Below are 26,331 nucleotides of genomic sequence, written 5' to 3'. Positions count from 1 at the left end.
ATTTTATGACCGAGTTGCAGAAAATGGCGGCGGGCGAATGGTATTGCTGCATCGACCCGGAGCTGGAAGTGCTGCGCATGAAGGCGCGCCGCGCGGTTCATGCCCATAACACCTGTCCACCCGATGACCGAGGGGCAATTGCGCCCGAACTGGCGTCGCTTTTCGCGGGTATCGGGCAGAATTGTTATGTCGAGGCCCCCTTCCACTGCGCCTACGGGATGAACCTGACGCTGGGCGATCGAGTGTATCTGAATGCGGGCTGTGTCATCCTCGACACCGCGCCTGTCCACATCGGCAGCGACTCGATGCTTGGTCCTACGGTGCAAATCTACTGCGCCCAACACGCCAAAGACCCAGAGCTGCGTGCCCAGGGGCTGGAGATCGACTACCCGGTGACAATCGGTGAAAACGTCTGGATCGGTGGCGGTGCGATCATCATGCCCGGCGTCAAAATCGGAGACCGCGCCATCGTCGGCGCTGGAAGCGTGGTCACCAAAGACGTTCCTGCCGGAGAGACCGTTGTAGGCAAACCGGCGCACGCGATCGGAACCGACACGTAGCCACTGCCTTGTGTCAGTTACGGCGCGTTTTCGTCCTCTCCGGGCGCTAAGTCCGTTGAGCAGCGTTATCCTGCGTCAAACAACTCGGATCACGAAAGAATCCGATTTGCCTTCTCATTGAAATTCGCCATTAGCGGGACAAAGCCAGTTTCTCAGCGACATTGCGCTTTAGCAATTTGTTCGCAGCTTGCTGGTGCGCAAAGAGTTTACGCAGTTTGAGAATTTTGACCGGCAGTGCATAGTTGATGACAATGCTGTTTCTTTTTTTGTGTTAGAGGAACAATTTTTACAATGTCCGAACAGCCCAACATCCTTACTCGAAGCGTTGCTTCAATCGGGTTGTCTGTTCGGTCCAAATTGCTGATCGCGTTTTTGGGAATAACATGCCTGCTTGTCGGGCTTGCGCTCTTTGGCCTGAATTCTTTGCAACAGGCTAACACCCGCACCGAATCTATGATCCGAAACCAGGAACGCATCGAGTATTTCAACCAAATCCACGCCTATGTCGGAGACCTCGTCGCCCTGACAATAGGTCAGTACGTGCCCCAGGAAACTGGTGGAAGTATGGGAACTTTCTTCAACGCTCCAGTTATCGACCGTCTTGAGGGTCTTCGATTATTCGCAACCAGAGGGTCGCGGAAATTTGGACAGCCTGGCATGCAAGACGCGGAACTCATTGCACAATTGCAGGCCAACCTCGAGAACCTCATTCCGTTTGCCGCCGAGACCCAGCGCTTGCGCAGAGAAAATGGTAGACCGATGGCGGCACCTTACGCCATGGAACACCTGTTTGAGCCTCTGCGCGAGATCCAGCGAGACGTGTACACCGTTGTTCAGGACATTGAACGGGATATGGCTTTTAGCGCCAGGACGACAGCCGAAGCCTTCCAGACCTCTCGTCAGAATGTCCTCTCCGCCGCGCTTGTCGCCATAGGTTTGGCATTGCTGCTCGGCTATTCCCTTTCTTCCTCTCTGATCTGGCCAGTCCGGCATATTGGCAAGGCGCTAGGTATAGTTGCTGGTGGGGACTTTGATGCGCGCGTCGCAGTCCCAAATCGCGATGAACTTGGTGAACTTGCCAACAACGTAAACATTGCCAGCGCGCGTCTGGGAAACCTCTACGGCAAAGTCGAGGCTCAACGCGTGGAGCTGGAAGCCGAACATGCTCGTTCCGAAGCGCTGTTGTACAACCTTCTGCCTGAAGATGTCGCAGCACGGCTGAAGGCAGAACCCAGCGGTACAATCGCAGATAAACTCCCGCAGGTCGCCATATTGTTCGCCGATATTGTGGATTTTACCCCAAGGGCTGCAAAGCTCTCGCCAGAGGACATAGTGGCGTTCCTGAACAAGATTTTCAGCGCATTTGATTTACTCGCTGAAAAGCACGGTCTGGAGAAAGTCAAAACTATTGGAGATGCATATATGGTGGCGGCAGGAATGCCGAATCCTTGCAACGATCCCGTGCACCGTGTCGCCGAAATGGCCTTGGACATGCAAAGAACCGTGGCCCAGATGTCGCGCGACTTCGCTGAGGGGCTCCAGATACGCATCGGGCTGCATGCAGGACCCGTGGTTGCAGGCGTCATAGGACACAGAAAACCATTCTACGATGTCTGGGGAGATACGGTAAATTCGGCTTCAAGGATGGAAAGCAACGGAGAGCCTGGCCGTATTCAGGTGACGTCGGCCGTTATGAAAGAGCTTGCGGAAGAATATGAGTTCGAACCACGAGGTACCGTCGAATTTAAGGGAATGGGCGAGGTGGAGACGTGGTGGTTGAATGGAAGACTAATGGCAGCTTAGGGCTCACGGTAAAGATTTTCGCAACATTTCACCGTGCTCACGATATCCGGCACCCACAGCTAAAATAATTTTTGTCGGAAAACTGTTAAGGATCAGCTCGTGACGCGATTGTGCGTTCGCCCGACCACCGGCACCAAGTCAATTCACGATCTCTCCTGCTACCAGCCAACCAACATTTATCGAATGAGCTTAGAGTGATTAACAAATCGGGCCCAAATCAGGTGTCTCAGTTTTGTACAACTCATGCAAACCAGCCTTTTACGAGTGTACAACTCAGACAGAACCGGCTTCGGCCTTTTCTTCTAGCAGCAACCACTCTTCCTCGGCCGCCGACAGCTTTTCCTGCCGTTCCACCAGCGCATCTGTTGCCTTTTGGAATTTGACAGGCTCACGCGTGAACAGCTCAGGATCAGACATCAGTTCTTCAAGCTTGGCGATCTCGGCTTCCAGCCGCTCAATTTCGGCAGGCAGTTTCTCAAGCCGGTGTTTTTCCGAGAATGAGAGCCCCGCTTTCGCCTTCGCCTCTTGCTTTACCTTCGGCTTCGAAGGCTTTGCTTTTTCAGCTTTTTTCTGATCTATTTCACCGCGCTGCGTGATGTAATCGGTCCAGCCACCGGCATAAACGGTTGCGCGCCCATTGCCCTCCATGGCGATCGTCGTTGTGGCGACGCGATCCAGAAAATCCCGGTCGTGGCTGACCAGCAGAACAGTTCCGTCATAGTCGTCCAGCAGTTCCTGCAACAGGTCCAACGTCTCGACATCCAGATCGTTCGTCGGTTCGTCCAGCACCAACAGGTTCGAGGATTTCGCCATCAGCTTCGCCAACAGCAGCCGCGCTTTTTCCCCACCAGACAAGGACTTAACAGCCGCTCTTGCCTGCGCGTCGTCAAACAGAAACTCCTTGAGATAGCCCACGACATGCTTGGGCTGCCCACCCACCATCACCTGATCGGCCTTTCCTGAGACCCGCATCTCGGAATCACCCGTCAGGCTGTCCCACAGGCTCATTTCCGGGTCCAGCTGTGCACGCGCCTGATCGAACACGGCAATCTCAAGATTAGTGCCCAGCACCACTGAGCCCTCTTCGGGTTCGACCTGGCCCAGCAGCATTTTAAGCAGTGTGGTCTTGCCCACACCGTTCGGTCCGACAAAGGCCACGCGGTCTCCGCGTTGTACCAAAAGGTCGAAATTGCGCACAATCTGCTGCGATCCGAACGCCTTGGATACGCCTTTGGCCTCAATCACCTTCCGACCTGATTTTGGACCAGATTCCAAAGCCATAGCTGCAGAACCTTGGCGCTTGATCTGTGCTGCCCGCTCGGCACGCAGCGCCTGTAATGCCCGCACCCGGCCCTGGTTACGTTTGCGGCGCGCGCTGATGCCTTCGACCGCCCAACGAGCCTCGGATTTGATCAGGCGATTCAGCTTGTGGCGCTGCTGATCTTCTTCTTCCCAGACCTTGTCGCGCCAGCTTTCAAAGGCCTCAAACCCCTGTTCCTGCCGCCTTACAACGCCGCGATCGATCCACAGCGTCGCGCGGGTCAGCGCCCGCAGGAAAGCTCGGTCATGCGAAATGAGCACATAGGCTGCACGCGTCGAGCCCAGCTCACGTTCAAGCCAAGCAATCGCCTCGATATCAAGATGGTTGGTCGGCTCGTCCAGAAGCATCAGGTCCGGAGCCTCGGCCATCAGTTTCGCCAATGCCGCCCGCCGCCGCTCGCCCCCAGACGCAGTTTCAACCGCACGCGCGGGATCGAATTTCAGGCCTTCGCCAGCACGTTCGACTTTATAGAGCTCCCCCGGCTCCAACCCGCTTGATGCATAGTCGCCCAGCGTCGCGAACCCCTGCATATCAGGATCCTGCTCCATGTAACCCACTGATTTACCTGGAGGGATCACGATATCACCCTGATCGGCCTCAACCAACCCGGCCATCACTTTCATCAATGTGGATTTACCCGATCCGTTCCGCCCAACCAGCGCAACACGATCGCCGGGCTGAACCACTAGGTCCAGACCAGAAAACACCGGATCACCTCCGAAAGTCAGAGAGATACCGGACATCTGCAACAAAGGAATTCTCGCCATGCCCGCCAGCTAAACCGGCTGGGGCAACGCGTCAACGCCCATAAGCCGCGCTCTACCCGGCAACCGCGCGCAAGAGGCGTTTGCGTTCGTCGGGAATCGCTCCGATCTCAAGACCGGTGAAGACGTGCAGCGTGTTCATATGCCGATCGACCACTGCGTGATCACTGACCCAGCCGCCCATCATCAGATAGGTGCGCAGCAAGGGCGGCATCCGTAGCATCGCCTGTTTTACATTGGGGCGTCTGCGCAACCGTGCGGCAAATCGAAAAACATCGGGCGCCTTTACCCGTGGCAGCCATCGCTTTGGCGCAAGATGCCGGTGCTTGAGGATGGCGAACGCATCCAGATAGTCAGCGGTTTCGGTTCCAGCAAAGGACGAACATCCAAACAGCATCTTAACGTCGTTCTGATCGACATATGCTGTCATCGCCCCCCAGGCGACCCGCAGGATGTCTGGATCATTGTAGTGCGGGTGGATACAGAACCGGCCCATCTCAACCATTGGTCCGGCAAAATCACGCAGCGCGGACAGATCATAGAACTGGGCCGAGTAGCTGCGCCCGATTTCCGTGCCAGCTTGCATTTTCAGCATACGAAAACAGCAGACCAAAGCACCGCCGACTTTCATATCTTCGATTAATACGTGGCTGCAGCGGTCATCAAAGGCATCACTATCCAGACCGTCTGTACCAAAGGCGAGGGTTCGCAAGGCTTGCGCAGCCGCCACATCTTGCCGAGACTCTGCCAAGCGGGCCCGATAGCGGCCCTTGTTCAACAAAACAGCCATGGTCGCATCCTCCTGCGGTTGCTGACCGGTCACTACAACAGAATGTGCGACTGTCCTGTGACCACTGCAAGAGGTTTAAGCGCGTTAGTTGCTTGCACCTGGAATATTCGCCGGGTTGAAGTTGCCGATATTGCCAAGCAGCTGACGCAAGAAGCCTTTGTCTTCAACGTTGGAATCGGTCACGCGGCGATCCAGCGTGATGACGTAGCCATCTTCGAGACCGAACCTTTCGATATTCCGCACAACGCCGCGTTGATCGAAGCTGATCGCGACCAGTTCGCGTGAAACGACCTCGGGGCGTTTCGGCCCATAATGGCGGACGCGCGAGGCAACGTAGTAATACCCCGAATCCCGCACGACGCCCGATGCTGTGGGTGCGCCGATGGCCTCCTCAACGCTGTCACGTGTGTCGACACCGACCTGGATTTTGGCCAGATCCTCTGGCGGCGGGATGTAGCCATGATTCTTGAAGATCGGTGAACATGCGCCAGCGACCACCAGACAGGCCATAAATACTAGCGTTTTGGACGCCGGCTTAAACCTGTTCAGACCTTTCAACATGCACACCCTCTTGCCTTGGCCCCTTGCGGACCCTATCCGATTACAGAAACCAAGGCTCCGGTTCAACACAGGAAACCTCACGAATGAGCAACCAGACATCTTTGCGGGTCGCCGATCTGCCGCAGAACGCTCCGACCCCGTTTGATCTGCGCCCTACCGGCGAGGCGTTGGACGCGATCAAAAACGAGTTGGGCTTGCTGGGATTGCGCAAACTGAGCTTTGTTGGCGAACTACAGGCACAAGGCAAGCGTGACTGGGCGCTAAGCGGAAAACTGGGCGCGACAGTGATCCAACCCTGTGTTGTCACGCTTGAGCCGGTAACTACGCGCATTGATGTCCCGGTGAGTCGCATTTATCTGGCTGATTGGAGCGATCCGGACGAGCCCGAATTCGAGATCCCCGAAGGTGACGAGACCGAACCGCTTGGCCCTGAGATTGATCCCGCGCTGGTCATGATCGAGGCCCTTTCACTGGCCCTGCCCCAATATCCGCGCAAGGACGGCGCTGAACTGGGTCAAGCAGACTATACCGAACCGGGAAAACAGGCGCTGACTGATGAGGATGTGAAACCCTTCGCGGGGCTGGCCGGGCTGCGAGATGCGATGAAAAAAGACGAGTGACAGGCATTGGATTTCCTGTCATAGCAAGCCGTCAGAAAAACCGCTTGAACATGACGAGAATCGCAGTATTTTCGCGCGCTCATTGGATTTTGGGTTGGACATTGCGGGGCAAGCCCCTTAAACGCGCGTCAAACCACGAGAAAACAAAGAACGTAACCCGGCCGGCAGCGAATCTGTGGGCCCATATCAGACAAAGGTTGAGACCATGGCCGTCCAACAGAACAAAGTTTCCAAGTCGCGTCGCAACAACCGCCGCGCACACGACGCTCTGGTTGCTGCAAACCCGAACGAATGCCCGAACTGCGGTGAACTGCGTCGCCCGCATCACGTTTGCCCGTCCTGCGGCCACTATGATGATCGTGAAGTCATCGCTCAGGCCGACGAAATCGACCTGGACGAAGACGCGGCCTAAGCCTGATTGGACGCAGGCCAAGGCATGACGGATCAGCCTACGCAGACCGGACGGATTATCATCTCGGTTGACGCTATGGGCGGAGATTCGGGCCCTGCCGTCGTTGTGGCGGGTATTGCCAAATCGGCGGACAAGAACCCCAAGATCGGGTTCATCCTGCACGGTCAGGAACAGGAATTGCGCAAGCTGGTTGCCAAACGGCGTGTCCTTGATGGGCGCGTCGTTTTTCGTGATTGCCCCGATGTCGTCACGATGGAGGACAAGCCCAGCCAGGTTGTGCGCAGCGGCAAAAACACCTCGATGTGGTCAGCGCTGGAAGCGGTGCGCGCTGGTGAAGCACATGGCGCGGTGTCCTGCGGCAATACGGGCGCGCTGATGGCCATGTCCATGTTGCGGCTGCGCAAGCTGCCCGGCGTGAACCGCCCTGCCATCGCGATCCTGTGGCCGTCACGCAACCCGCACGGATTCAATGTGATGCTGGACGTAGGCGCCGATGTGCGCGCAGACGCCAAGGACCTGCTGCAATACGCTCTGATGGGGGCGTCCTACGCGCGCAATGGTATGGCGCTCAGCCGCCCCCGGATCGGGTTGCTGAATGTCGGTACCGAAGAACACAAGGGCCGCGCCGAGCTGAAAGAAGCCCATGCGATGATTTCGGACTTTGCTGATCAGGCGAATTTCGAATTCGTGGGATTTGTCGAAGGCAGCGATATCCCCGGTGACAAAGCCGATGTGATCGTAACCGACGGCTTTACTGGCAATGTCGCCATCAAAACCGGTGAAGGCACCGCGAACCTGATCGGGGATTTGTTACGCGAGGCGTTCAAATACTCTCCGCTATCTCGTCTGGCCTCGATCCTTGCGATCACTTCGTTAAACCGTCTGAAAAAGCGGATCGATCCGCGCCGCGTCAATGGCGGCGTGTTCCTCGGGCTTAATGGAACCGTGGTGAAATCCCATGGCGGAGCGGACGCAACCGGCGTTTCCGCAGCGGTCAAACTGGCTTTCACACTGGCTGAATCCGGTTTCTCCGAAAAATTGGCGGCACGGGTTGCATCAACAGCCGCACTTGCACAAGATGCGGCGCATTCCGTGTCTCAATCGGAATAATAACAAAAAAGGCAGTACCCCAGCATGGCAGGCCGCTCAGTTGTTGTAGGTGTCGGGCATTATTTGCCAGAACGCGTTGTACCGAATGCCGAGTTCGAAAAAACGCTGGATACGACGGACGAATGGATTCGAACGCGGTCTGGGATCGAACGGCGGCATTTTGCAGCCGAGGATGAAACGACATCTGATCTGGCCACCAAAGCAGCCGAAGCTGCATTGGCAGATGCCGGGCTCACCGCTGATGACATCGACGCGATTGTACTGGCAACCTCGACCGCTGATCTGACCTTTCCCTCGGCAGCCACCATGGTCCAGGCCCGTTTAGGCATGACCAAAGGCTTTGCTTTTGATGTTCAGGCCGTCTGCGCCGGATTCGTTTTTGCGCTGAGCAATGCCAATGCGCTGATCCTGTCGGGCCAGGCCAAGCGCGTGCTGGTGATCGGGGCCGAGACCTTTTCGCGAATCATGGATTGGACCGACCGGTCGACCTGTGTGCTATTTGGCGATGGCGCGGGCGCGTTGGTCCTAGAAGAACAAGAGGGCCAAGGCACCTCTGACGATCGTGGAATTCTCTCCACCGATCTGAACTCGGACGGTCGGTATAAAGACCTGCTCTATGTTGATGGCGGAGTGTCGACGCAATCCACCGGCCATCTGCGGATGCAAGGCAATCAGGTCTTCCGTCACGCTGTCGAGAAACTGGCCAAAACCGCCGAAGTGGCGCTGGAGCGTGCAGGCTTGACCAGTGCCGATGTCGACTGGATTGTGCCACATCAGGCCAATATCCGTATTATTCAGGGCACCGCCAAGAAAATGGGCCTGCCGATGGAGAATGTCGTTGTCACCGTGCAGGACCATGGAAACACCTCGGCGGCATCGATCCCCCTGGCCTTGTCCGTAGGCAAACAAAATGGCCAGATCAAACAAGGCGATCTGATCGTGACCGAAGCAATTGGCGGGGGCCTGGCATGGGGTGCAGTTGCCCTGCGCTGGTGACCGGCACAAACCGGCTTACAAAGCCGCCTGCAATTCATTGATATTGACAGCGAATTTCGCATCGCCATATGCTTTATCATCAACAGAGGAAAAAGCATGGGCGACAAAACACTGACCCGAATGGATCTGAGCGAGGCCGTCTTTCGTGAGGTTGGCCTGTCACGCAACGAAAGTGCGCAACTGGTCGAAAGCGTTCTGAACCATATGTCCGACGCGCTGGTGCGTGGCGAGCAGGTCAAGATTTCGTCTTTTGGCACATTCAGTGTTCGGGACAAAACCGCCCGTATCGGTCGTAACCCCAAAACCGGTGAAGAGGTTCCGATCCAGCCGCGCCGCGTGCTGACCTTCCGCCCATCGCACCTGATGAAGGATCGCGTTGCAGCCGGGAACCGCAAGTAAGTTCAGGACGTCCAGGTTATGAGTAAGTCCCCCGATGCCTTTCGCACCATCAGTGAAGTTGCGGACTGGCTCGGAGTTCAGGCGCATGTCCTGCGCTTTTGGGAAAGCCGGTTCACGCAGGTCAAACCCGTAAAACGTGCCGGTGGGCGGCGATATTATCGCCCCAATGATATGCGTCTGCTGGGCGGTATCAAGAAGCTGCTGCACGAGGATGGGATAACCATCAAAGGTGTTCAGCGTATCCTTCGGGAACAAGGCGTCGCGCATGTTGCGTCGCTGTCGCCCAGTCTGGATGAAAATGCTCCTGCGCCCAGTATCGACGACACCGTGGTGCCGTTCGCCGCAACGCCCGAACCATCCGCAAACCAGATCGATATGGATCTGGGCGTGCCCGCTCAATCCCCTGCCCCAGAGGTTCCGAAACCTGTCGCTGCCCCCGAACCCAAACCGATACCGGCCGAGCTGGATGCAGCCCCGCTGATGGGCGGCATTGCCTCACTGGCATGGAATCGTGACGAATATGACGATGAGCTGTTGCACCAGATTGCACCCATCGCCAAGGACCTGCGCAGGTGGCTGGATCGCGTCGAACACCACACGGCGGGATAGCAAAAAAGGCGATGATTTCCTCTTGCCCCCGCCGGGAAAGTCTTTATGAACACCTCAACGTCGGGCTATGGCGCAGCCTGGTAGCGCGTCCGTCTGGGGGACGGAAGGTCGCAGGTTCGAGTCCTGCTAGCCCGACCAAATCACACCGACGTTTGTGGCACATAGGCCAGATCCCGCTCTGGCAGCAGAGGGGATCGAGATGACAGGTGTATGCCCGAACCAGCAACTGGAAGCGATGATCGCACGTGGCGAGATCGCGGCCAGCCCCGATGTCATCCCCGCTCAGGTCCAACCGGCCAGCCTTGATCTGCGTTTAGGAACAGTTGCTTACCGGGTGCGCGCATCGTTTCTGGCGGGTGAAGGTCGTACTGTCGCGGAACGTCTGATTGAATTCGAGATGCACCGAATCGACATCACCGACGGGGCCGTTCTTGAAAAAGGCTGCGTCTATCTTGTGCCGCTGATGGAATCGCTCGCCCTGCCCGATGATGTGAGCGCCGTGGCCAATGCCAAAAGTTCGACCGGGCGGCTGGACCTGCTGACCCGCACCATAACCGATGGCGGAACCGAGTTTGATCGGGTTCCGGCAGGCTATTCTGGCCCGCTGTATGCAGAGATTTGCCCGCGATCGTTCTCGGTTCTGGTGCGCCCCGGTATGCGACTGAACCAGATCAGGTTCCGCAAAGGTCAAGCGGTCCTCAGCGATGCCGAGCTGACTACGCTACATGAGCAAACCCCCTTGGTCGACGGGCCAGCCGTCATTCAGGATGGACTGGGTTTTTCGGTTGATCTGCAGCTGCCCGATACTGATCTGGTCGGCTATCGCGCCAAACCCCACACCGGGGTGATCGATCTGGATCGGATCGGTGAGTACGACCCACAAGAATACTGGGAAGAGGTGCGCACCAAGGAAGGGCGCATCATCCTTGATCCCGGAGCGTTCTATATTCTCGTTAGCCGTGAGGCGGTGCATATCCCGCCCATGTATGCCGCCGAGATGGCCCCCTATCTTGCAATGGTGGGCGAGTTCCGTGTGCACTATGCCGGTTTCTTCGACCCCGGTTTCGGTCATGCCGAAGCGGGCGGCGCTGGATCACGGGGCGTGCTGGAAGTGCGCTGCCACGAAGCGCCATTTGTGTTGGAACACGGGCAAGTGGTCGGGCGCTTGGTTTATGAGAAGATGGCCGAGATGCCGACGCAACTGTATGGTGCGGGCATCGCCTCGAACTACCAGGGCCAGGGCCTGAAACTGTCCAAGCATTTCAAGGCTGTGGGCTGAGTTTCAGAACTTCATGAACCGGCGCATCTGCCGGGTTACCTGCTTCATTTGCTTGGCGCTTTGTTTTTGGCGTGTGGCGGTGTCGCGCATTTGGCGGTCTGCTTCGGGGCCAGTTCGGGTTTCAGGCTGACCTGGCTTGCGACCGACCCGACTCGCCATATCAATCCCCTTGTCCACACCGTGGTTCACTAGGCGGCGCATGACCTGTCGCACGATCATGTCTATGATCCGATTGGCATTCATTGGCTCAACTCCGTTTCCTGCGCTCCTACAATAGGCACGCTCTGCGGCAACAAAAGGGCTGTTCGATCACTCTTCCTCGAACAGCTCGGTCTGATCTTCGTCTTCGTCCTGATCCGGCCCTTCACCCAAAGGCACCGCACCCGGAGGCGGCCTGTTTTCCAGCAATCCCGCCGCGCGCAGCTCTTTCAGGCCGGGCAAATCTCGGGCATTTTCCAGCCCGAAGTGATCCAGAAACTCGGGTGTCACCACAAAGGTTACAGGACGGCCCGGAGTCATACGGCGGCGGCCCAGCCGGATCCATTCCATCTCCAACAGCTGATCGATGGTTCCGCGTGAAACGGACACGCCCCGGATTTCCTCAATCTCGGCGCGGGTGCAAGGCTGGTGATAGGCGACAATCGCCAGCGTTTCGATAGCGGCCCGGCTCAGCTTGCGGGTCTCAACCGTTTCCTTCTGCATTAGGAAGCCAAGATCGGGGGCGGTTCGGATCGCCCAGGCCTCACCCACACGCACCACGCGCACACCGCGCCCTTCGTATCGTTTCTGCAGTAATTCAACGGCTTGCGCTGCGTTGCTGCCATGTGGCATCCGCGCTTCAAGATCAGCGATGGTCACTGGTTCGGCGCTCGCAAAAAGAACGGCCTCGACCATCCGCTCCTGTTCAGCCAGGGGCGGCGCTTCGAACAGGGTGCCGGTCTCTTCTGGGGCGTCAGTCACGGGTTTCGGTCCTCTTACGCAATTGGATCGGAGCAAAATTTTCGTTTTGCTTGATCTCCATATGTCCTTCTTTCACCAGTTCCAGAGAGGCCGCAAAGGTCGCCGCTGTCGCCGACCTGCGGCGCACCGGATCGGCATCCCATCCCTCGGGCAAATAGGTCTCCATGTCTGTCCAGGCACCGGCAAAGCCGATCAGCGGCCGCATCCGTTCCAGCGCCTGCTCCATCGTGAAGACGGCATCGCGGTCCATGACAAAGGGTCGGAATTCGTCGCGGGTGCGGATGCGCGCATAGCCCTGCATCAGATCCAGCAGCGTGGCGGAGTAGGTCACGGTGCGGATGCGCGTTACATCCTCACCCTGCCCGCGCTTGAAGAAATCTCGGCCCAGCTGGTCGCGCGCCATCAGCCGCGCGGCGGCATCGCGCATGGCTTGCAGGCGTTCCAACTGGAAAGCAAGGTGTGCGGCCAGTTCCTCACCCGAGGGGCCCTCGTCATCCGGGTCGGGCGGCAGCAACAAGCGAGATTTCAGAAAGGCCAGCCACGCCGCCATCACCAAATAATCCGCCGCCAGTTCGATCCTCAACTGACGCGCCTTTTCGACAAATGTCAGATATTGCTGCGCCAGCGCCAGAACCGATATCTTGCGCAAATCCACCTTTTGCGTGCGCGACAGGGTTAGCAGCACGTCCAACGGGCCTTCAAACCCATCGACGTCAACGATCAGCGCTTCGGCTGCAAGCCGATCCGCGACCGAGACCGGGTCTTCACTGAAAAGGTTATCCTGCATATACCTGCCCGCCCATTAGGGCAGATAGTTCCGCTTCGGCGGCTTGGATGTCAAGTTCCCGCGGCGGTTGGCGTTGAGCCAACGCCCGATCTGCGCGGGCTTGTGCCGCATCCGACATCTCGCCCGCAGCTTCAAGCACCTGTACGCGTTCTTCAAATGCACCATTACAGTGCAAGGCCACATCGCATCCGGCGTCCAGCGCCTGACGGGCCAATTCGTCAGGCGTGCCTTGCAAGGCCTTCATCGTGATATCGTCGGTCATAATCAGACCATCAAACCCAATCCGCTCACGAATAAGGGTCATCATCCCAGCGGAAATTGTCGCAGGCCGAGGGTCAATCTGGTCATAGACCAGATGCGCTGTCATCCCCATTGGCAAGTCATTCAGCGCACGGAATGGCGCAAAATCAGCCTCTTCCAACGCTTCCAGCGAAAGGTCCACATGAGGCAGGTCGTGGTGACTATCGAGCGTCGAAAGACCATGGCCCGGCATGTGTTTCACAACCGGCAACACGCCGCCATCCAGATGGCCATTGGCAACGGCCCGGCCGATTGCGGAAACTTGTTCTGGATCAGAGGCATAGCAGCGGTTTTTTAGAAACTTGTGCGTATCGTCTCGGGCCAGATCAACCATTGGCGCGCAGTTGCTGTCGATGCCCAGATTCAGCAATTCATCCGCGATTAGGCGATAGCGTAAATACATCGCACGCTCAGCCTGATCCCCGGCACGCACGACATGATCTAGCGGCGGCAACCATTCCCGTGCCAAGGGTGCGCGCAGGCGTTGCACGCGGCCGCCTTCCTGATCTACGGTGATCAGGCAGTTTCGGCCAACGGCTTCGCGGAAATCATCGCACAGCGCTCGGGTCTGGTCGGCAGTTTCGATGTTCCGAGCAAACAAAATGAACCCGAACGGATTCATGTCTTTGAACAGAGCTTTCTCATCCGGCGTCAGGCGCAGCCCTTCGGCATCGGTAATGACTGCGCCAAATCTCACCGGACGGCGACCGGGATACAGTCTGCACCCTGCGCGACCAAGGCGGCGCAGAACTGGCGCGAGTCACTCAGATCATCGAACCCCATGACGCGCAGGCGATAGAAGGTCCGACCACCGCTTGAGGTTTTCTGGATAACGCGCTGTTTTCCGTCCATATACTCGCCAAAACGACCATTTAATCGCGCCCATTCGGCCTGCGCGACATCAGCGCTTTCATAGGCCCCAAGCTGCGCCAGCCGTGTCCCTTTGGCCAATGTGTCCGGGTCCACATCCAGACCAACGGCAGCCTTGACGGCTGCGTTTATCGCGGCTTCGGTGGCGCTGTTAGACGTGATGGAGCTGGGCGTAGCGCGGGCCGGACGCACCTGCGGGCGCAGCGACCGGCGCACGCCCGGCAGCGTGGCAATCTTCGGGTCAGGTTGTTGCGCGGCATAATCTGCAGGATCAATCGCAGGCTCTTCCTCGGGCGTGACCAAAGAGGCCAATTGTACACCCTCTTGGGACGTCTGATCGGACTGAGGGTCAGCGGCAAGACCTTCAGCCAAAGCGTTTACGATGGCTTGGTCAGTGGAAGGCTCTTCAACTACTTGTACGGCATTCGTCGCCTCGAGTGCTGCCATCGGTGTGTCTTCATCGGTCAGCGAAACGGGACGCGGAGCCAAAATCAGGCGATCTGCCGGAGGCGCGGCAGTCCCAACCGCAGCAACAGCATTCACCGCCAGCCCCTGATGATCCGCAGGCGTACCGCCGGGATTATCGGGCTGGACACGCATGGGTCCTTCGGCGGCGCGTACAACTGGCACGCCGCTGACGTCGCGCATGATCAACTGATAGCCCCAGACGCCAACACCGGCGACCAGCGCCAAGGACGCAACCGCACCCAATACGTTGACAATACGACCCAGCCCTGCGCCTGTGCGCGGGGCTTCATCATAGCCATAACCTTCGTCGGGATAATCATACGCATCCTCAGGATGCGCTTGATTCGAGTAATGCATCTGCTCGGGGCTGTGCTGCCCCGAGTAATCGTAACGTGCCATTTCCGCCTCACCGCCCGATTGCGCCGTAAAAAAGTGGCGCGCGGGTCATTTCTTGTCTGCCTCAGACCGGCGGTTCGGGCGATATTTGTTACCGCATCTCCTGCGCCGGGGTAACGCCAAGAATACCCAAGCCCGCTGAAATCACAACAGAAACAGCCCGGGCCAGTGCGATTTTCGACTGGCTTGTGGCAACATCGCCATCTTGGATAAAGCGCAACTGGGTTTCGTCATTGCCCTTATTCCATAGCGCGTGAAAATCTCCTGCCAATTCATAGAGATAGAAGGCGACCCGGTGAGGCTCATTCGTCCGTGCCGCGATCTCAACCAGACGTGGCCATTCTGCCAGTTTCTTGGCGACCGTCAGTTCCGAGGCGTGGTCGTTCTTGCCAAGATCTGCCCCGGCCAACGTTGCATCATCCGCTGCAATCCCAGCTTCAGCGGCGCGACGCAGCACGCTCATGACGCGGGCATGGGCGTACTGCACGTAGAACACCGGGTTCTCACGGCTTTGTTCCAGCACTTTATCGAAATCGAAATCCAGCGGCGCGTCGTTCTTACGGGTCAGCATCACAAAACGGGTTACATCCGGCCCGACCTGATCGACCACATCGCGCAGGGTGACAAAGTTCCCTGCCCGCTTGGACATCTTGAACGGCTCACCATTCTTCCACAGCTTCACCAATTGGGTCAGCTTAATGTCCAGTGGCACTTTGCCATCGGACAGCGCCGACACCGCCGCCTTCATCCGTTTGACGTAACCGCCATGGTCTGCACCGAACACATCGATCAGCGCATCAAAGCCGCGGGTCACTTTGTCATAGTGATAAGCGATATCGGGGGCGAAATAGGTCCAGCTGCCATCCGATTTCTTCACCGGACGGTCAACATCGTCCCCATGCTCGGTCGACTTGAACAGGGTCTGCTCGCGCGGCTCCCAATCCTCGGGCTTTTTTCCTTTCGGTGGTTCCAACACCCCTTCATAGATCAGGCCTTTGTCGGTCAGAGACTGCAGTGCGGCCTCGATCCGGCCCGTGCCGTAGAGCGATTTCTCCGAGAAGAACACGTCCATCTCGACACCCAGCGCCTTCAGATCGGCCCGGATCAGGTCCATCATCGCGTCCGTCGAGAATTCGCGCAGCTCTTCCAGCCACTCAGCCTCGGGCTTGTCGATCAGGCTGTCGCCATATTTCTCTTTGATCGCCTCACCGATCGGGATCAGATAGTCGCCTGGATAGAGGCCTTCGGCAATCTCGGGGCTCAGCCCATTGGCCTCGCGATACCGTTCGTAGGCCGACCGGGCCAGCACATCCACCTGCGCACCACCATCGTTGATATAGTATTCACGGGTCACATCATGGCCTGAATAGGCCAGCAGGCTTGCCAAAGCATCGCCAAACACCGCGCCCCGCGTGTGACCCACATGAAGCGGGCCTGTCGGGTTGGCCGAGACATACTCGACATTCACCTTTTGCCCCTGCCCCATGGTCGACCGGCCATAATCGGTGCCCTTCTCCAACACCGCGGCCATTACGCCCTGCCAAACCGGTAAAGCCAGCCGTAGGTTCAGGAAACCCGGCCCCGCCACCTCGGCGCTGGTGATCCGGTCATCCGCCGCCAACTTTCCGGCAAGCACATCCGCGATGTCGCGCGGCTTCATCTTGGCCGGTTTCGCCAGCACCATCGCCGCGTTTGTCGCCATGTCACCATGTGCGGCATCGCGCGGCGGTTCGACCGCCACGTTGTCAAAGCTCAGCCCTTCGGGCAGAGCGCCTTCGGACTGCATCTGTGCCAGCGCGTCCAGTACGAGGCCACGGATCTCGGAAAACAGGTTCATTTCGGATGTCCTTTTGCTTGCCCGGCGGTTTACCACGCAAAGCGCCAAGGTCAATGGACGCCTAAAGTTTGCACTTGGTTTACGCGCTCATCCGGATACTGTCGCCATATTGATCTACCGGAGTCCCCCTATGCGCCTTGCCCTGCCTCTTGCCCTGTGTCTGACCACCGCTTCTTCACTCTGGGCGGATATGCCCGCGCCTGTCGGGCATGTGCTGGTAACTCTCGGCGGTGCAGTGACCGAGACCAATCTTCCCGCGCGCGGCGAGAATGATGGCGGGCTTTTGAGCTACCTTGAGGTCGAACATAGCGGCGCAGCGGGATTCGACGCCACAATGCTGGATGCACTGGAGCAAATCGAGATCACGATCTCTTATGGCCCCGAGGGTAACCAGCGAGACATTCGTTTTTCGGGCCCGCGCCTGTCAGCTGTCATGCAGATGACTGGTGCCGAAGGCAAGACCGCCAAGCCCATGGCGATGGATGGATATCAGGCTGAAATCCCGTGGCAAAGCATCACCACACATCGGCCAATCATCGCAACCCGTGCGGATGGCGCCCCGATGGGGATCGGTGGATATGGCCCCACCATGATCGTTTTCCCGCCCACCAATGACCCCGAACTTGCACAAGAACAGTCCGGTCAGCAGGTCTGGGCCATCGCCTATATCGCGATCGAATGATCTCCGGTCAGCCGCGCATGATCCTGTAAAGCGAACCGATCGGTCATCCCGGCAATATAGTCCGACACGATACGTGCCAAGGCGGTTTCACTGTCTGCAGCCTCGATATCCGAGTGCCACCGCTTTGGCATTTGCTTTGGGTCCGCTAGATAGATCGGGAACAAGTCTTCGACCACCTTACCGACCTCGGCACGCACTTTCATCACACTGGGTGCGCGGTACATCTGGTTGAAAAGAAACGCCCTGATATCCTTGAGTTGCGCCCAGAGTTCAGCCGAGAACTGTACCACCGGATACCCGAGATGGCGAATATCCTCGACCGATTGTGCCCCAGAATGCGTGATCAAACTGCGCGATGTGTCGATGACATCTGAAACCATCACTCCGAATACGCGCCTCAGCGCCTCATGCCTGCGGCGATAGAAATCGAGGTCCGGATACTTACGATCCACTTCTGCATAGCAGTCACCCACAATGGGCAATTGCTGTATTTCTTCATCGGTGAAAAGACCTGCGCGCAATCCATCCAACAAATCATGGTTGTTATAAGCGATATCATCCGACAATGCCGCCACCTGCGCCTCGGCGCTGGCGTGGGTGTAAAGCTCAAGATCGAAACCCGCGTTGCATTCGGCCAAGGCCCAAGGGAGTTCACCCTCTACCGGCCCGTTGTGCTTGGCGATGCCTTCGAGGCATTCCCAGGTCAGGTTGCAGCCATCAAACTCAGCATAATGACGTTCGAGCTTGGTCACGATCCGGATCGCCTGAGCATTGTGGTCAAATCCACCATAGGGCTTCATCAACGCGTGCAGCGCATCTTCGCCCGTATGCCCAAACGGTGTATGACCAAGGTCATGTGCCAGCGCAACCGCTTCGGTCAGTTCGGCATTCAGACCCAAAGCACCAGCGATCGTACGTGCCACCTGTGCGACTTCGATCGAATGCGTCAGACGGGTTCGATAACTATCGCCCTCATGCTCCACAAACACCTGTGTCTTGTGCTTGAGCCGCCGAAACGCGCTGGCGTGAATGATCCTGTCCCGGTCGCGCTGAAAGCATGATCGGAAACTGCTTTCCTCCTCTGGCACCAGCCGCCCCCGTGCGCGGCTTGGATCCGAGGCAAAACCCGCTCTGTCCAAAGGTCTTGTCCTTGTCGCCTGTCTTCAGGTTTCATATATTGTACGTCGCTAAGGAAATAAACCTTTGGAGATTGGCATGAATCTGCCCCCAACAGTCACAGAACGCGCCTTTGATCGTCTGGCCGAAATAGGCGCCGCTGATCAGGGGCAAGCCCTGAGGGTTGCGGTGGAAGGCGGCGGATGTTCCGGATTTCAATACGAAATCGCCCTGGATGAACCGAAAGACGATGATTTGGTTTTGGAAGGCAAAGGACAGAAAGTCATTGTCGATTCAATTTCATTGCCATTTCTGGAAAACGCGGTGATTGATTTCACGCAAGAATTGATCGGCGCACGCTTTGTGATCGAAAATCCCAACGCCACATCTTCTTGCGGCTGCGGCACGTCTTTTTCGATGTAGTTCTAGTGGGGGCTTTGCCCCCACACCCCCAGGATATTTTTAGCCAGATGAAGAGGGATCCGCTCTCTGACCACATAAATCAGAGAGCTTCACCCGGCGCGGTCATCGGCGTCCCCGCCTGTACCGCTCAATCAATTTCACCGTTTTTGGTTAATGATCCGTTTCTTCATCTGGCCAAAAATATCCCGGAGCGCGAGGCAGAGCCTCGCTAACATGTCCAGCAGCTTGCCGTCGCGTTTATTCTGCGCGATAGGTTGCCATAGGCACCGGAGGATCGCGCATGAAAATCGCCACGTTCAACATTAACGGGATCAAGGCTCGGGCCGAAGCGCTTCCGCGCTGGTTGGATGAGGCACAACCAGATGTCGTGATGCTTCAGGAAATCAAATCCATCGACGAAAACTTCCCGCGCGAGATGTTTGAAGAGCGCGGGTATAATGTAGAAACCCACGGGCAAAAAAGCTTCAACGGCGTCGCGATCCTCTCAAAACTGCCGCTTGAAGATGTATCTCGCGGGCTACCCGGTGACGACAGTGACGAGCAGGCGCGCTGGATCGAAGCGACTGTCATTGGAAAGAAGGCACTGCGTATCTGTGGGCTGTACCTGCCAAACGGCAATCCGGTACCGGGGCCGAAATATGACTACAAGCTTGCCTGGATGGAGCGTCTATATGATCGGGCACGTGATCTGATGGCTTCGGAAGAACCTGCGCTTATGGCCGGGGACTACAATATCATTCCGCAACCCGAAGATGCAAAGCGACCTGACGCATGGCGCGAGGACGCGCTGTTTCGACCAGAGAGCCGCGCGGCATTTCGGAAAATCCTGAATCTCGGGTTCACCGAAGCGTTCCGCGCCTGCACGCAAGGACCCGGGCATTATTCATTTTGGGATTACCAAGCCGGGGCCTGGAACAAGAATGACGGTATTCGCATTGACCACTTTCTGCTGACCCCGCAAGCAGCTGATCTGATGCGGGATTGTCGCATCGATTCCGAGATCCGTGGACATGAAAAACCATCAGACCATGTGCCGGTCTGGGTTGACCTTGATCTGTGAGGCCTCAGGCCGTCACGTCGTAACTATAGATCCACTCATACTTGCGCGCCAAGTGCGGGCCAATCGCCATCAATGCAGCCTGCGCAGCCAAACGCATAGGCCCGCGCAGGTGGAAGTTGCGAGCATTGGCTCCGGCGGCAGCAACAACCTTCCGGGTACGAGGCTTGCGGCGCGTTTCATAAGCGGCAAGCGCTTGCTGAATGCCGGGCTGCTCATCGAATGACCGAGCTAACATCCATGCGTCTTCCAGCGCGAGGCAAGCCCCTTGCGCCATAAATGGCAACGTTGGATGGGCAGCATCCCCCAGCAAAGCAACGCGCCCGTTTTGCCAGCTGCCCGCGACAGGCCGAAGGAACAATGCCCAGATATTTGTTTCCTGAACTTGTCCGAGAATGTCCCCAACCAGCCCTCCAAAGTCTGAAAATCGCGCTCGTAATTCATCAGGGTCGCCGCGCCGTTGCCAACCTTCTTCCTGCCAATCAGACCGCTCTTCGATCGCAACAACGTTCATCATCGTATGGTCGCGCAAAGGATATGTTACGACATGTCGTCCTGGCCCCATGGTCAGAACAGCATATGGCTTTTGATCGCGGCGCGCCCAGGGGATTGTTGCCCGCCAGGCAACCTGATGCGTGAACTCTGGCGTTTCGGGACCGCTGAATTTGCTGCGGATTTCGCTTCGCCCGCCATCTGCGGCAATTACGCAATCGACGCGGATTCTGGTGCCGTCTGTCAAAACAATCTCGGCTTCGGACGGGTGCTTTCTTACTTGTGCAACTCGCATACCCAATCGAAACTCGACACCCTCAAGTAGCGCTGCTTTGTGCAACAAGCCCAGTAAATCGGCACGATGATAATAATAGGTCGGTCCAGCAGACGGAGCCGGTATCTCGCTGACAGACCTGCCTACCCGATAATCGCGTAGTAGCGTTCCGTAGGAGCGCAAACCAGCTTGCGGCGTTTCGTCCACAACGTTCAGAGCGCGCAGTACAACCATTCCGTTTTCACTGATCTGCAGACCCGCGCCGACTTCGGTAAGTTCTTTTGCCTTTTCAAAAACAGTTACATCGGCCCCGCGCTGCCGCAATGCCAGCGCTGACGCGATGCCGCCGATGCCGCCGCCGATGACGCCGAATTTGAGACCGTTGATCTTCATGGCCCAGCCATAACGCAAAAACGCCGAGGCGACAGGCCCCGGCGTTTATGTTTTTCCAGTCAATCCAGCGATCAATCGTCGCGGTGGACCTTTTCGCGGCGCTCGTGACGCTCTTGCGCCTCCAACGTCATCGTCGCGATTGGGCGCGCATCCAGACGCTTGAGCGAGATCGGATCACCGGTTTTTTCGCAATACCCGTATTCGCCCTCGTCAATCCGGCGCAGGGCCGAGTCGATCTTTGCCACCAGCTTGCGCTGACGATCCCGGGTGCGCAGTTCCAACGCGCGGTCGGTCTCTTCGCTTGCGCGGTCGGCGACATCGGGAATGTTACGGGTGTTGTCTTGCAGACCTTCGATCGTATCACGGCTGCCTGCGAGTAATTCTGTCTTCCAATCCATCAGCTTGCGACGAAAATATTCAAGCTGACGATCATTCATGAAAGGTTCATCTTCGGCCGGGCGATAATCTTCCGGCAGAAAAACTTCCTGCTTCATATTTGCTCCCTCGGTATGGCCTGAAACGTCGGTCGCTGTAGTATTACCTGACATTCGGCACCCCCTTCTGCGGAGCGTTTATCTGACGGCGCTAAGATTGTCACTACACAAACGTGTCGCCCGCCGCCGCGTCACTCCGCCTGCTCTAACATTGAGACTTATAACAACAAAACCTTGTTTTTCTGTGGTTAACACAAGGCGATTTTCAGGCACGTTCAACCCATAAGGTATTCTGACCTATGCGAATCGCCCGAATGGACCAGACACTGGCATGAATTCTCTGCTTTGCGACGCTGCGGTCCGGCTTGTAAAAAATGTTGCCGCTCTGTAACCCGAGCAATGCAAGCCCAGCCCGAACATCACATGAGGGGTCCCATGACCGCACGTTTTCAAGGCACCGCAGAGTATGTTGCCACCGACGATCTGAATATTGCCGTGAACGCCGCCGTCACGCTGGAGCGCCCGTTGCTGGTCAAGGGAGAGCCCGGAACAGGCAAAACCGAGCTTGCGAAACAGGTCGCAGGCGCGTTGGGACTGACAATGATCGAGTGGAACGTGAAATCCACCACACGCGCGCAGCAGGGCCTGTACGAATACGACGCCGTCAGCCGCCTGCGTGACAGTCAGCTGGGTGATGAGCGCGTGCACGACGTGTCGAACTATATCCGCAAGGGCAAGCTGTGGCAGGCGTTTGACGCGGATGAAAAGGTCGTTCTGCTGATCGATGAAATCGACAAGGCGGATATCGAGTTTCCCAACGACCTGTTGCAGGAACTCGATAAGATGGAGTTCCATGTCTATGAGACCGGCGAAACCATCCGTGCCAAACACCGCCCTATCGTGATCATCACGTCAAACAACGAAAAAGAACTGCCCGACGCGTTCTTGCGCCGTTGTTTCTTCCACTATATCCGCTTTCCGGATGAGGCCACGATGCGTCGCATCGTCGAAGTGCATCATCCCGGCATCAAGGACGCCTTGCTGACCACCGCGCTGACCCAGTTCTATGAAATCCGCGAAACGCAGGGGTTGAAGAAAAAGCCTTCGACCTCTGAGGTGCTGGACTGGTTGAAACTGCTTTTGGCCGAGGATCTGAGCGCCGAGGACCTCAAGCGCGATGGGGCCAATGCCTTGCCGAAATTGCACGGCGCGCTGCTCAAAAATGAGCAGGACGTGCATCTGTTTGAGCGTTTGGCCTTTATGGCGCGCAGTAAGCGCTGATCACTGCTTGCCATCGCATCGAACGGGTGTCAGCATTGCGTCAATGAAAGCCCCGCATCAATCGGGCAACAAGAGCAGGAAACCACCACATGACGACCGCCCCAGCGATACGCCCTTTGCGCCCAGACGACTGGGATCAATGGGCCGAAATGTGGTGCGATTATCTGGCATTTTATGAAACTGAGGTGCCGGATTCGACCTTCGAGAGTACCTTTGCGCGCCTCTTAGGTGATGATCCGAATGACTTTTCTTGCTTTGTGGCTGAAACAGAAGACCGCCTGATCGGGCTGACGCATTATCTGTTTCACCGCCACGCTTGGAAGGTTGAGAGGGTCTGTTATCTGCAAGATCTCTATGCCCGTCCTGACGCACGTGGGACCGGCGTTGGCCGTGCTCTGATTCAGGCAGTCTATGACGAAGCGGACCGACAAGAGGCCCCTTCGGTCTATTGGTTGACACAGGAAAACAACCATACCGCGCGCAAACTTTATGATCGCATCGGCAAGTTGTCGCCATTCCTGAAGTATCAGCGCCCATGATGCGTTTGGGGGCAGCCATTGCGCTGGCGGCTTTGTCCGCCTGCACCACCGTTGACCGGGTCGAGGTTCCGACCCGAACCAAGATGATCGAAGCTTCTCTGCCCCCCTCCAAGACCTTCGGAGCCGCCCGTCCTAGCCCGCCTGCCCGCTCTAACAAGAACATCGCGGCAGATTTTCTGTCGCTGCATTTTGCGCTGGAGAGCGGCGCGGAACTGCCGGTCTTCACCCGGTTTGACGAACCGATCACGGTGCGTCTGACCGGAACGCCCCCTCCAACGATGCAGACCGACCTCAGCCGATTGCTGACCCGGCTGCAACGCGAGGCGCGGATCGACATTCGGCAGGTTCCGGAAAGTCAGGCGAATATCACCATCGAGGCCGTCAGCCAGAAGCAAATCCGCCGTATCCTACCAGAAGCAGCCTGTTTCGTGGTGCCAAACTCTTCCAGCCTGGAAGAATACCGTCGCGACAGGCGCAAAAGCAAAAGCAACTGGACCGAGTTGCGCAGCCGCGAACGCATCGGAATTTTCATCCCCTACGACGCCAGTCCGCAGGAAATCCGCGATTGTCTGCACGAAGAATTGGCACAGGCGCTGGGGCCGCTGAACGACCTCTACCGCCTGCCGGATTCAGTGTTCAATGACGACAATTTTCACACGGTTCTGACCGGGTTCGACATGTTGATCCTGCGCACGGCCTATGCCCCCGAGTTGCAGAACGGCATGACCCGCGAACAGGTCGCAGCTGTTCTGCCCGGTGTACTCAGCCGTCTGAACCCGCGCGGCGATCGGGTTGCATCGCAACCGGTATCCGAGACGCCACGCGCGTGGATCAATGCGGTTCAGCGGGCGCTGGGGGCCGGGGCGGGATCCGCCAAGCGTCTCAACGCAGCAAAAGAGGCTGCACGGATCGGGCAGCAACAAGGCTGGACAGACCATCGCCGCGCGTATCCGCATTACCTTATGGGTCGGATGGGACAGTTCGACGACCCCGAAGCGGCGCAACGACAATATGATATCGCCATGCAGTACCTAAAGGCCACTCCGGGAACCGAGGTGCAGCGCGCGCATATCACAGCACAGACAGCCGCGTTTGCGCTGGCGCAGGGTAAGGGCTCGGACGCGCTGCCCGAGTTGAACAACGCAATTGATGTCATGACCCGATCCGAGAACGCGGCCTTGCTCGCGACCTTGCTGTTGCTTAAATCCGAAGCCCTGCGTCAGTCAGGCCAAATCGATCAGGCACGCAGCGTTCGTCTGGACAGTATCGGATGGGCGCGTTACGGCTTTGGCTCGGATTTGGTGGCGCGCTCGGTAACTCAGGATATCGCGCAATCCACCGCCACAAACACGGGCGGATAAAGATTTATGGTAGTGGTTTTGGGCATGGCTCTTCTGGGCGCTCTACTGGGCGTCAGGACGGCGCGCAAACGTAACGGCAGCGGTGCGGATATGGCGCAATACGCGGCCGGTTACGGGATTGCTTTTGCGCTGGTCGGTCTCGTGATTTCACTGGTCTTGGTTCGACTGGTTTAGCGAGATGTTCCTGCCCTTTTTTGAGAACCTTCGAAAAGCTGGTATTCCTGTTTCCTTACGAGAATATCTGACTTTTCTGGAGGGGATGAAGAAGGGCCTCGCCACTTACGATGTCGAAGCGTTCTACTATCTCGCCCGCGTTTCGATGGTGAAAGACGAACGCAACATCGACAAGTTCGACCGCGCCTTTGCCGCCAGTTTCGAAGGATTGGGCGAGATCAGTTTCGATCAGGTGCTCGAGGCTGTCGACATCCCCGCTGAATGGTTGGCAAAGATGGCTGAAAAGCATCTCTCGGATGAAGAAAAGGCCGAGATCGAAGCACTGGGCGGGTTCGATAAGTTGATGGACACGCTGCGCGAGCGGCTCAAGGATCAGCAAGGCCGTCACCAGGGTGGCAACAAATGGATTGGAACCGCCGGAACCTCTCCGTTCGGGGCTTATGGCTACAATCCCGAAGGCGTGCGCATCGGTCAGAAAGAAAGCCGCCACCAGCGCGCCGTCAAAGTCTGGGATAAGCGCGAATTCAAGAACCTCGACGATACGGTTGAACTCGGCACTCGCAACATCAAGGTCGCGCTGAAACGCCTGCGCCGCTGGGCGCGCGAAGGTGCGGCGGAAGAGTTGGACCTGGATGGCACAATCCGCGCCACGGCCGAGCATGGCTATCTTGACGTCAAAACTCGCCCCGAGCGGCATAACGCCGTCAAGGTGCTTTTATTTCTGGATGTCGGCGGCTCGATGGACCCGCACATAAAGGTGGTGGAAGAACTGTTCTCTGCCGCGCGGACCGAGTTCAAACATCTGGAATATTACTACTTCCACAATTGCCTGTACGAGGGCGTTTGGCGCGACAACCGCCGCCGCTGGAACCAGCAAACGCCTACGCATGAGGTGCTGCGCACATACGGGCCGGACTACAAATGTATCTTCGTCGGCGACGCTTCGATGAGCCCGTACGAGATCGCCTATCCCGGTGGCGCAAATGAGCATTGGAACTCTGAATCCGGCCAGGTGTGGTTAGATCGTGCAAGAGAGCAATGGACGTCAAACTTGTGGATCAACCCGGTGCCCGAGAAGTATTGGGAATACACCCACTCGATCGGCATGATCCGTGAGATTTTCGAAGATCGTATGGTGCCGATGACGTTGGCCGGGCTGGAGCATGGAATGCAGGAACTGACGCGGTAAGGGTCGAATGAACTCTGGCTACGCCGATATTTGGAAACAATCAGCCAAACATGCAGCCGCAAGCGCCTTAAATT

29 protein-coding genes and 1 tRNA gene are annotated in these 26,331 nt (G+C 57.3%); 18 read left to right on the top strand and 12 right to left on the bottom strand.

Features of this window, described 5'->3' with window-relative positions; genetic code table 11:
- Positions 1–5 precede the first annotated feature (5 nt).
- Complete coding sequence (locus ACR0NN_RS00340; protein WP_170718586.1) at positions 6–560, top strand: sugar O-acetyltransferase; 555 nt, start codon at positions 6–8, stop codon at positions 558–560.
- Between the two features lie 357 nt (positions 561–917).
- Positions 918–2,363, top strand: a complete 1,446-nt coding sequence (locus ACR0NN_RS00335; RefSeq protein WP_170718584.1) for an adenylate/guanylate cyclase domain-containing protein — start codon at positions 918–920, stop codon at positions 2,361–2,363.
- A 273-nt stretch (positions 2,364–2,636) separates the two neighbouring features.
- On the opposite strand, the gene ACR0NN_RS00330 is transcribed toward ACR0NN_RS00335, so the two are convergent.
- The 3 genes from ACR0NN_RS00330 to ACR0NN_RS00320 all read right to left on the bottom strand — a co-directional run bounded on the left by ACR0NN_RS00330 (position 2,637) and on the right by ACR0NN_RS00320 (position 5,799).
- Positions 2,637–4,451 (bottom strand): ABC-F family ATP-binding cassette domain-containing protein, encoded by a 1,815-nt coding sequence (locus ACR0NN_RS00330; protein WP_480683681.1) that lies wholly within the window; start codon positions 4,449–4,451, stop codon positions 2,637–2,639.
- Positions 4,452–4,503: 52 nt separating this feature from the next.
- Positions 4,504–5,238 (bottom strand): GNAT family N-acyltransferase, encoded by a 735-nt coding sequence (locus ACR0NN_RS00325; protein ID WP_170718582.1) that lies wholly within the window; start codon positions 5,236–5,238, stop codon positions 4,504–4,506.
- Positions 5,239–5,322: 84 nt separating this feature from the next.
- Positions 5,323–5,799, bottom strand: coding sequence for an outer membrane protein assembly factor BamE (locus ACR0NN_RS00320; RefSeq protein WP_170683566.1), 477 nt, complete (start codon positions 5,797–5,799; stop codon positions 5,323–5,325).
- Between the two features lie 83 nt (positions 5,800–5,882).
- On the opposite strand from ACR0NN_RS00320, the gene ACR0NN_RS00315 reads away from it, so the two are divergent.
- The 8 genes from ACR0NN_RS00315 to ACR0NN_RS00280 all read left to right on the top strand — a co-directional run bounded on the left by ACR0NN_RS00315 (position 5,883) and on the right by ACR0NN_RS00280 (position 11,224).
- Entirely contained in the window at positions 5,883–6,419 is a 537-nt protein-coding gene (locus tag ACR0NN_RS00315; protein WP_170718580.1) for a DUF177 domain-containing protein, read from the top strand.
- A 205-nt stretch (positions 6,420–6,624) separates the two neighbouring features.
- On the top strand, positions 6,625–6,831 hold the full coding sequence (rpmF, locus tag ACR0NN_RS00310) for a 50S ribosomal protein L32 (protein ID WP_170683564.1): 207 nt from the start codon (positions 6,625–6,627) through the stop codon (positions 6,829–6,831).
- A 24-nt stretch (positions 6,832–6,855) separates the two neighbouring features.
- Positions 6,856–7,941, top strand: coding sequence for a phosphate acyltransferase PlsX (gene plsX / locus ACR0NN_RS00305; protein WP_170683563.1), 1,086 nt, complete (start codon positions 6,856–6,858; stop codon positions 7,939–7,941).
- 24 nt (positions 7,942–7,965) lie between these two features.
- Entirely contained in the window at positions 7,966–8,937 is a 972-nt protein-coding gene (locus ACR0NN_RS00300; RefSeq protein WP_170718578.1) for a beta-ketoacyl-ACP synthase III, read from the top strand.
- A gap of 96 nt (positions 8,938–9,033) precedes the next feature.
- On the top strand, positions 9,034–9,336 hold the full coding sequence (gene ihfA, locus ACR0NN_RS00295; RefSeq protein WP_008755922.1) for an integration host factor subunit alpha: 303 nt from the start codon (positions 9,034–9,036) through the stop codon (positions 9,334–9,336).
- A gap of 18 nt (positions 9,337–9,354) precedes the next feature.
- Complete coding sequence (locus tag ACR0NN_RS00290) at positions 9,355–9,945, top strand: MerR family transcriptional regulator (RefSeq protein WP_170718576.1); 591 nt, start codon at positions 9,355–9,357, stop codon at positions 9,943–9,945.
- 61 nt (positions 9,946–10,006) lie between these two features.
- Positions 10,007–10,083: transfer RNA gene (locus ACR0NN_RS00285), tRNA-Pro, on the top strand.
- Between the two features lie 61 nt (positions 10,084–10,144).
- Positions 10,145–11,224, top strand: a complete 1,080-nt coding sequence (locus ACR0NN_RS00280; RefSeq protein ID WP_170718574.1) for a 2'-deoxycytidine 5'-triphosphate deaminase — start codon at positions 10,145–10,147, stop codon at positions 11,222–11,224.
- A 3-nt stretch (positions 11,225–11,227) separates the two neighbouring features.
- On the opposite strand, the gene ACR0NN_RS00275 is transcribed toward ACR0NN_RS00280, so the two are convergent.
- From ACR0NN_RS00275 to argS, 6 genes are all read right to left on the bottom strand, one after another.
- Complete coding sequence (locus tag ACR0NN_RS00275) at positions 11,228–11,467, bottom strand: hypothetical protein (RefSeq protein ID WP_170683559.1); 240 nt, start codon at positions 11,465–11,467, stop codon at positions 11,228–11,230.
- Positions 11,468–11,533: 66 nt separating this feature from the next.
- Complete coding sequence (gene scpB, locus ACR0NN_RS00270; protein WP_170718570.1) at positions 11,534–12,184, bottom strand: SMC-Scp complex subunit ScpB; 651 nt, start codon at positions 12,182–12,184, stop codon at positions 11,534–11,536.
- A complete protein-coding gene (locus ACR0NN_RS00265) occupies positions 12,177–12,971 on the bottom strand; it encodes a segregation and condensation protein A (protein ID WP_170683557.1) in 795 nt (264 codons plus the stop codon). Before ACR0NN_RS00265 ends, scpB begins: the two co-directional genes overlap by 8 nt.
- Positions 12,961–13,968: a beta-N-acetylhexosaminidase gene (gene nagZ, locus ACR0NN_RS00260; protein ID WP_170718568.1), complete on the bottom strand. Its 1,008-nt coding sequence runs from the start codon at positions 13,966–13,968 to the stop codon at positions 12,961–12,963. Before nagZ ends, ACR0NN_RS00265 begins: the two co-directional genes overlap by 11 nt.
- Positions 13,965–15,008, bottom strand: a complete 1,044-nt coding sequence (locus ACR0NN_RS00255) for an SPOR domain-containing protein (protein WP_170718566.1) — start codon at positions 15,006–15,008, stop codon at positions 13,965–13,967. Before ACR0NN_RS00255 ends, nagZ begins: the two co-directional genes overlap by 4 nt.
- An 88-nt stretch (positions 15,009–15,096) precedes the next feature.
- Complete coding sequence (gene argS / locus ACR0NN_RS00250) at positions 15,097–16,842, bottom strand: arginine--tRNA ligase (RefSeq protein WP_170718563.1); 1,746 nt, start codon at positions 16,840–16,842, stop codon at positions 15,097–15,099.
- Between the two features lie 130 nt (positions 16,843–16,972).
- On the opposite strand from argS, the gene ACR0NN_RS00245 reads away from it, so the two are divergent.
- Entirely contained in the window at positions 16,973–17,524 is a 552-nt protein-coding gene (locus tag ACR0NN_RS00245) for a molybdopterin-binding protein (protein WP_170718561.1), read from the top strand.
- Here the strand turns inward: ACR0NN_RS00245 and ACR0NN_RS00240 are convergent.
- On the bottom strand, positions 17,506–18,663 hold the full coding sequence (locus tag ACR0NN_RS00240; RefSeq protein ID WP_170718551.1) for a deoxyguanosinetriphosphate triphosphohydrolase: 1,158 nt from the start codon (positions 18,661–18,663) through the stop codon (positions 17,506–17,508). The genes ACR0NN_RS00245 and ACR0NN_RS00240 overlap by 19 nt on opposite strands.
- Positions 18,664–18,739: 76 nt before the next feature.
- On the opposite strand from ACR0NN_RS00240, the gene ACR0NN_RS00235 reads away from it, so the two are divergent.
- Positions 18,740–19,063, top strand: coding sequence for a HesB/IscA family protein (locus ACR0NN_RS00235; protein ID WP_170348987.1), 324 nt, complete (start codon positions 18,740–18,742; stop codon positions 19,061–19,063).
- A gap of 280 nt (positions 19,064–19,343) precedes the next feature.
- Positions 19,344–20,123, top strand: coding sequence for an exodeoxyribonuclease III (gene xth, locus ACR0NN_RS00230; protein ID WP_170718549.1), 780 nt, complete (start codon positions 19,344–19,346; stop codon positions 20,121–20,123).
- Positions 20,124–20,127: 4 nt separating this feature from the next.
- Here xth and ACR0NN_RS00225 read toward each other — a convergent pair whose 3' ends face one another.
- Both ACR0NN_RS00225 and dksA read right to left on the bottom strand, forming a co-directional pair.
- Entirely contained in the window at positions 20,128–21,279 is a 1,152-nt protein-coding gene (locus ACR0NN_RS00225; protein WP_170718547.1) for an FAD-dependent monooxygenase, read from the bottom strand.
- A gap of 71 nt (positions 21,280–21,350) precedes the next feature.
- A complete protein-coding gene (gene dksA / locus ACR0NN_RS00220) occupies positions 21,351–21,773 on the bottom strand; it encodes an RNA polymerase-binding protein DksA (protein WP_039537084.1) in 423 nt (140 codons plus the stop codon).
- Between the two features lie 375 nt (positions 21,774–22,148).
- On the opposite strand from dksA, the gene ACR0NN_RS00215 reads away from it, so the two are divergent.
- The 5 genes from ACR0NN_RS00215 (at position 22,149) to ACR0NN_RS00195 (ending at position 26,257) form a co-directional block, all read left to right on the top strand.
- Positions 22,149–22,994 carry an AAA family ATPase gene (locus tag ACR0NN_RS00215; RefSeq protein ID WP_170718544.1) on the top strand — a complete coding sequence of 282 codons (846 nt, stop codon included), beginning with the start codon at positions 22,149–22,151 and terminating at the stop codon, positions 22,992–22,994.
- 89 nt (positions 22,995–23,083) lie between these two features.
- Positions 23,084–23,533, top strand: coding sequence for a GNAT family N-acetyltransferase (locus tag ACR0NN_RS00210; RefSeq protein WP_170718541.1), 450 nt, complete (start codon positions 23,084–23,086; stop codon positions 23,531–23,533).
- Positions 23,530–24,894, top strand: a complete 1,365-nt coding sequence (locus tag ACR0NN_RS00205; protein WP_170718539.1) for a DUF2927 domain-containing protein — start codon at positions 23,530–23,532, stop codon at positions 24,892–24,894. The genes ACR0NN_RS00210 and ACR0NN_RS00205 overlap by 4 nt, the downstream gene beginning before the upstream one ends.
- A gap of 24 nt (positions 24,895–24,918) precedes the next feature.
- Complete coding sequence (locus ACR0NN_RS00200) at positions 24,919–25,068, top strand: hypothetical protein (protein ID WP_170718530.1); 150 nt, start codon at positions 24,919–24,921, stop codon at positions 25,066–25,068.
- Between the two features lie 4 nt (positions 25,069–25,072).
- Positions 25,073–26,257 (top strand): vWA domain-containing protein, encoded by a 1,185-nt coding sequence (locus ACR0NN_RS00195; RefSeq protein WP_170718537.1) that lies wholly within the window; start codon positions 25,073–25,075, stop codon positions 26,255–26,257.
- Positions 26,258–26,331 lie beyond the last annotated feature (74 nt).

It is taken from the genome of Ruegeria sp. BA2, from assembly GCF_056539605.1.
The sequence above is the reverse complement of the archived record's forward strand: the minus strand, read 5'-3'. Positions and strand labels throughout refer to the sequence as shown.

Coding starts and splice junctions, on each gene's coding strand:
- ACR0NN_RS00340 (WP_170718586.1), top strand. CDS start 6: ATGACCGAGTTGCAGAAAATGGCGGCGGGCGAATGGTATTGCTGCATC.
- ACR0NN_RS00330 (WP_480683681.1), bottom strand. CDS start 4,451: ATGGCGAGAATTCCTTTGTTGCAGATGTCCGGTATCTCTCTGACTTTC.
- ACR0NN_RS00325 (WP_170718582.1), bottom strand. CDS start 5,238: ATGGCTGTTTTGTTGAACAAGGGCCGCTATCGGGCCCGCTTGGCAGAG.
- ACR0NN_RS00320 (WP_170683566.1), bottom strand. CDS start 5,799: ATGTTGAAAGGTCTGAACAGGTTTAAGCCGGCGTCCAAAACGCTAGTA.
- ACR0NN_RS00315 (WP_170718580.1), top strand. CDS start 5,883: ATGAGCAACCAGACATCTTTGCGGGTCGCCGATCTGCCGCAGAACGCT.
- rpmF (WP_170683564.1), top strand. CDS start 6,625: ATGGCCGTCCAACAGAACAAAGTTTCCAAGTCGCGTCGCAACAACCGC.
- plsX (WP_170683563.1), top strand. CDS start 6,856: ATGACGGATCAGCCTACGCAGACCGGACGGATTATCATCTCGGTTGAC.
- ACR0NN_RS00300 (WP_170718578.1), top strand. CDS start 7,966: ATGGCAGGCCGCTCAGTTGTTGTAGGTGTCGGGCATTATTTGCCAGAA.
- ihfA (WP_008755922.1), top strand. CDS start 9,034: ATGGGCGACAAAACACTGACCCGAATGGATCTGAGCGAGGCCGTCTTT.
- ACR0NN_RS00290 (WP_170718576.1), top strand. CDS start 9,355: ATGAGTAAGTCCCCCGATGCCTTTCGCACCATCAGTGAAGTTGCGGAC.
- ACR0NN_RS00280 (WP_170718574.1), top strand. CDS start 10,145: ATGACAGGTGTATGCCCGAACCAGCAACTGGAAGCGATGATCGCACGT.
- ACR0NN_RS00275 (WP_170683559.1), bottom strand. CDS start 11,467: ATGAATGCCAATCGGATCATAGACATGATCGTGCGACAGGTCATGCGC.
- ACR0NN_RS00265 (WP_170683557.1), bottom strand. CDS start 12,971: ATGCAGGATAACCTTTTCAGTGAAGACCCGGTCTCGGTCGCGGATCGG.
- ACR0NN_RS00255 (WP_170718566.1), bottom strand. CDS start 15,008: ATGGCACGTTACGATTACTCGGGGCAGCACAGCCCCGAGCAGATGCAT.
- argS (WP_170718563.1), bottom strand. CDS start 16,842: ATGAACCTGTTTTCCGAGATCCGTGGCCTCGTACTGGACGCGCTGGCA.
- ACR0NN_RS00245 (WP_170718561.1), top strand. CDS start 16,973: ATGCGCCTTGCCCTGCCTCTTGCCCTGTGTCTGACCACCGCTTCTTCA.
- ACR0NN_RS00235 (WP_170348987.1), top strand. CDS start 18,740: ATGAATCTGCCCCCAACAGTCACAGAACGCGCCTTTGATCGTCTGGCC.
- xth (WP_170718549.1), top strand. CDS start 19,344: ATGAAAATCGCCACGTTCAACATTAACGGGATCAAGGCTCGGGCCGAA.
- ACR0NN_RS00225 (WP_170718547.1), bottom strand. CDS start 21,279: ATGAAGATCAACGGTCTCAAATTCGGCGTCATCGGCGGCGGCATCGGC.
- dksA (WP_039537084.1), bottom strand. CDS start 21,773: ATGAAGCAGGAAGTTTTTCTGCCGGAAGATTATCGCCCGGCCGAAGAT.
- ACR0NN_RS00215 (WP_170718544.1), top strand. CDS start 22,149: ATGACCGCACGTTTTCAAGGCACCGCAGAGTATGTTGCCACCGACGAT.
- ACR0NN_RS00210 (WP_170718541.1), top strand. CDS start 23,084: ATGACGACCGCCCCAGCGATACGCCCTTTGCGCCCAGACGACTGGGAT.
- ACR0NN_RS00205 (WP_170718539.1), top strand. CDS start 23,530: ATGATGCGTTTGGGGGCAGCCATTGCGCTGGCGGCTTTGTCCGCCTGC.
- ACR0NN_RS00200 (WP_170718530.1), top strand. CDS start 24,919: ATGGCTCTTCTGGGCGCTCTACTGGGCGTCAGGACGGCGCGCAAACGT.
- ACR0NN_RS00195 (WP_170718537.1), top strand. CDS start 25,073: ATGTTCCTGCCCTTTTTTGAGAACCTTCGAAAAGCTGGTATTCCTGTT.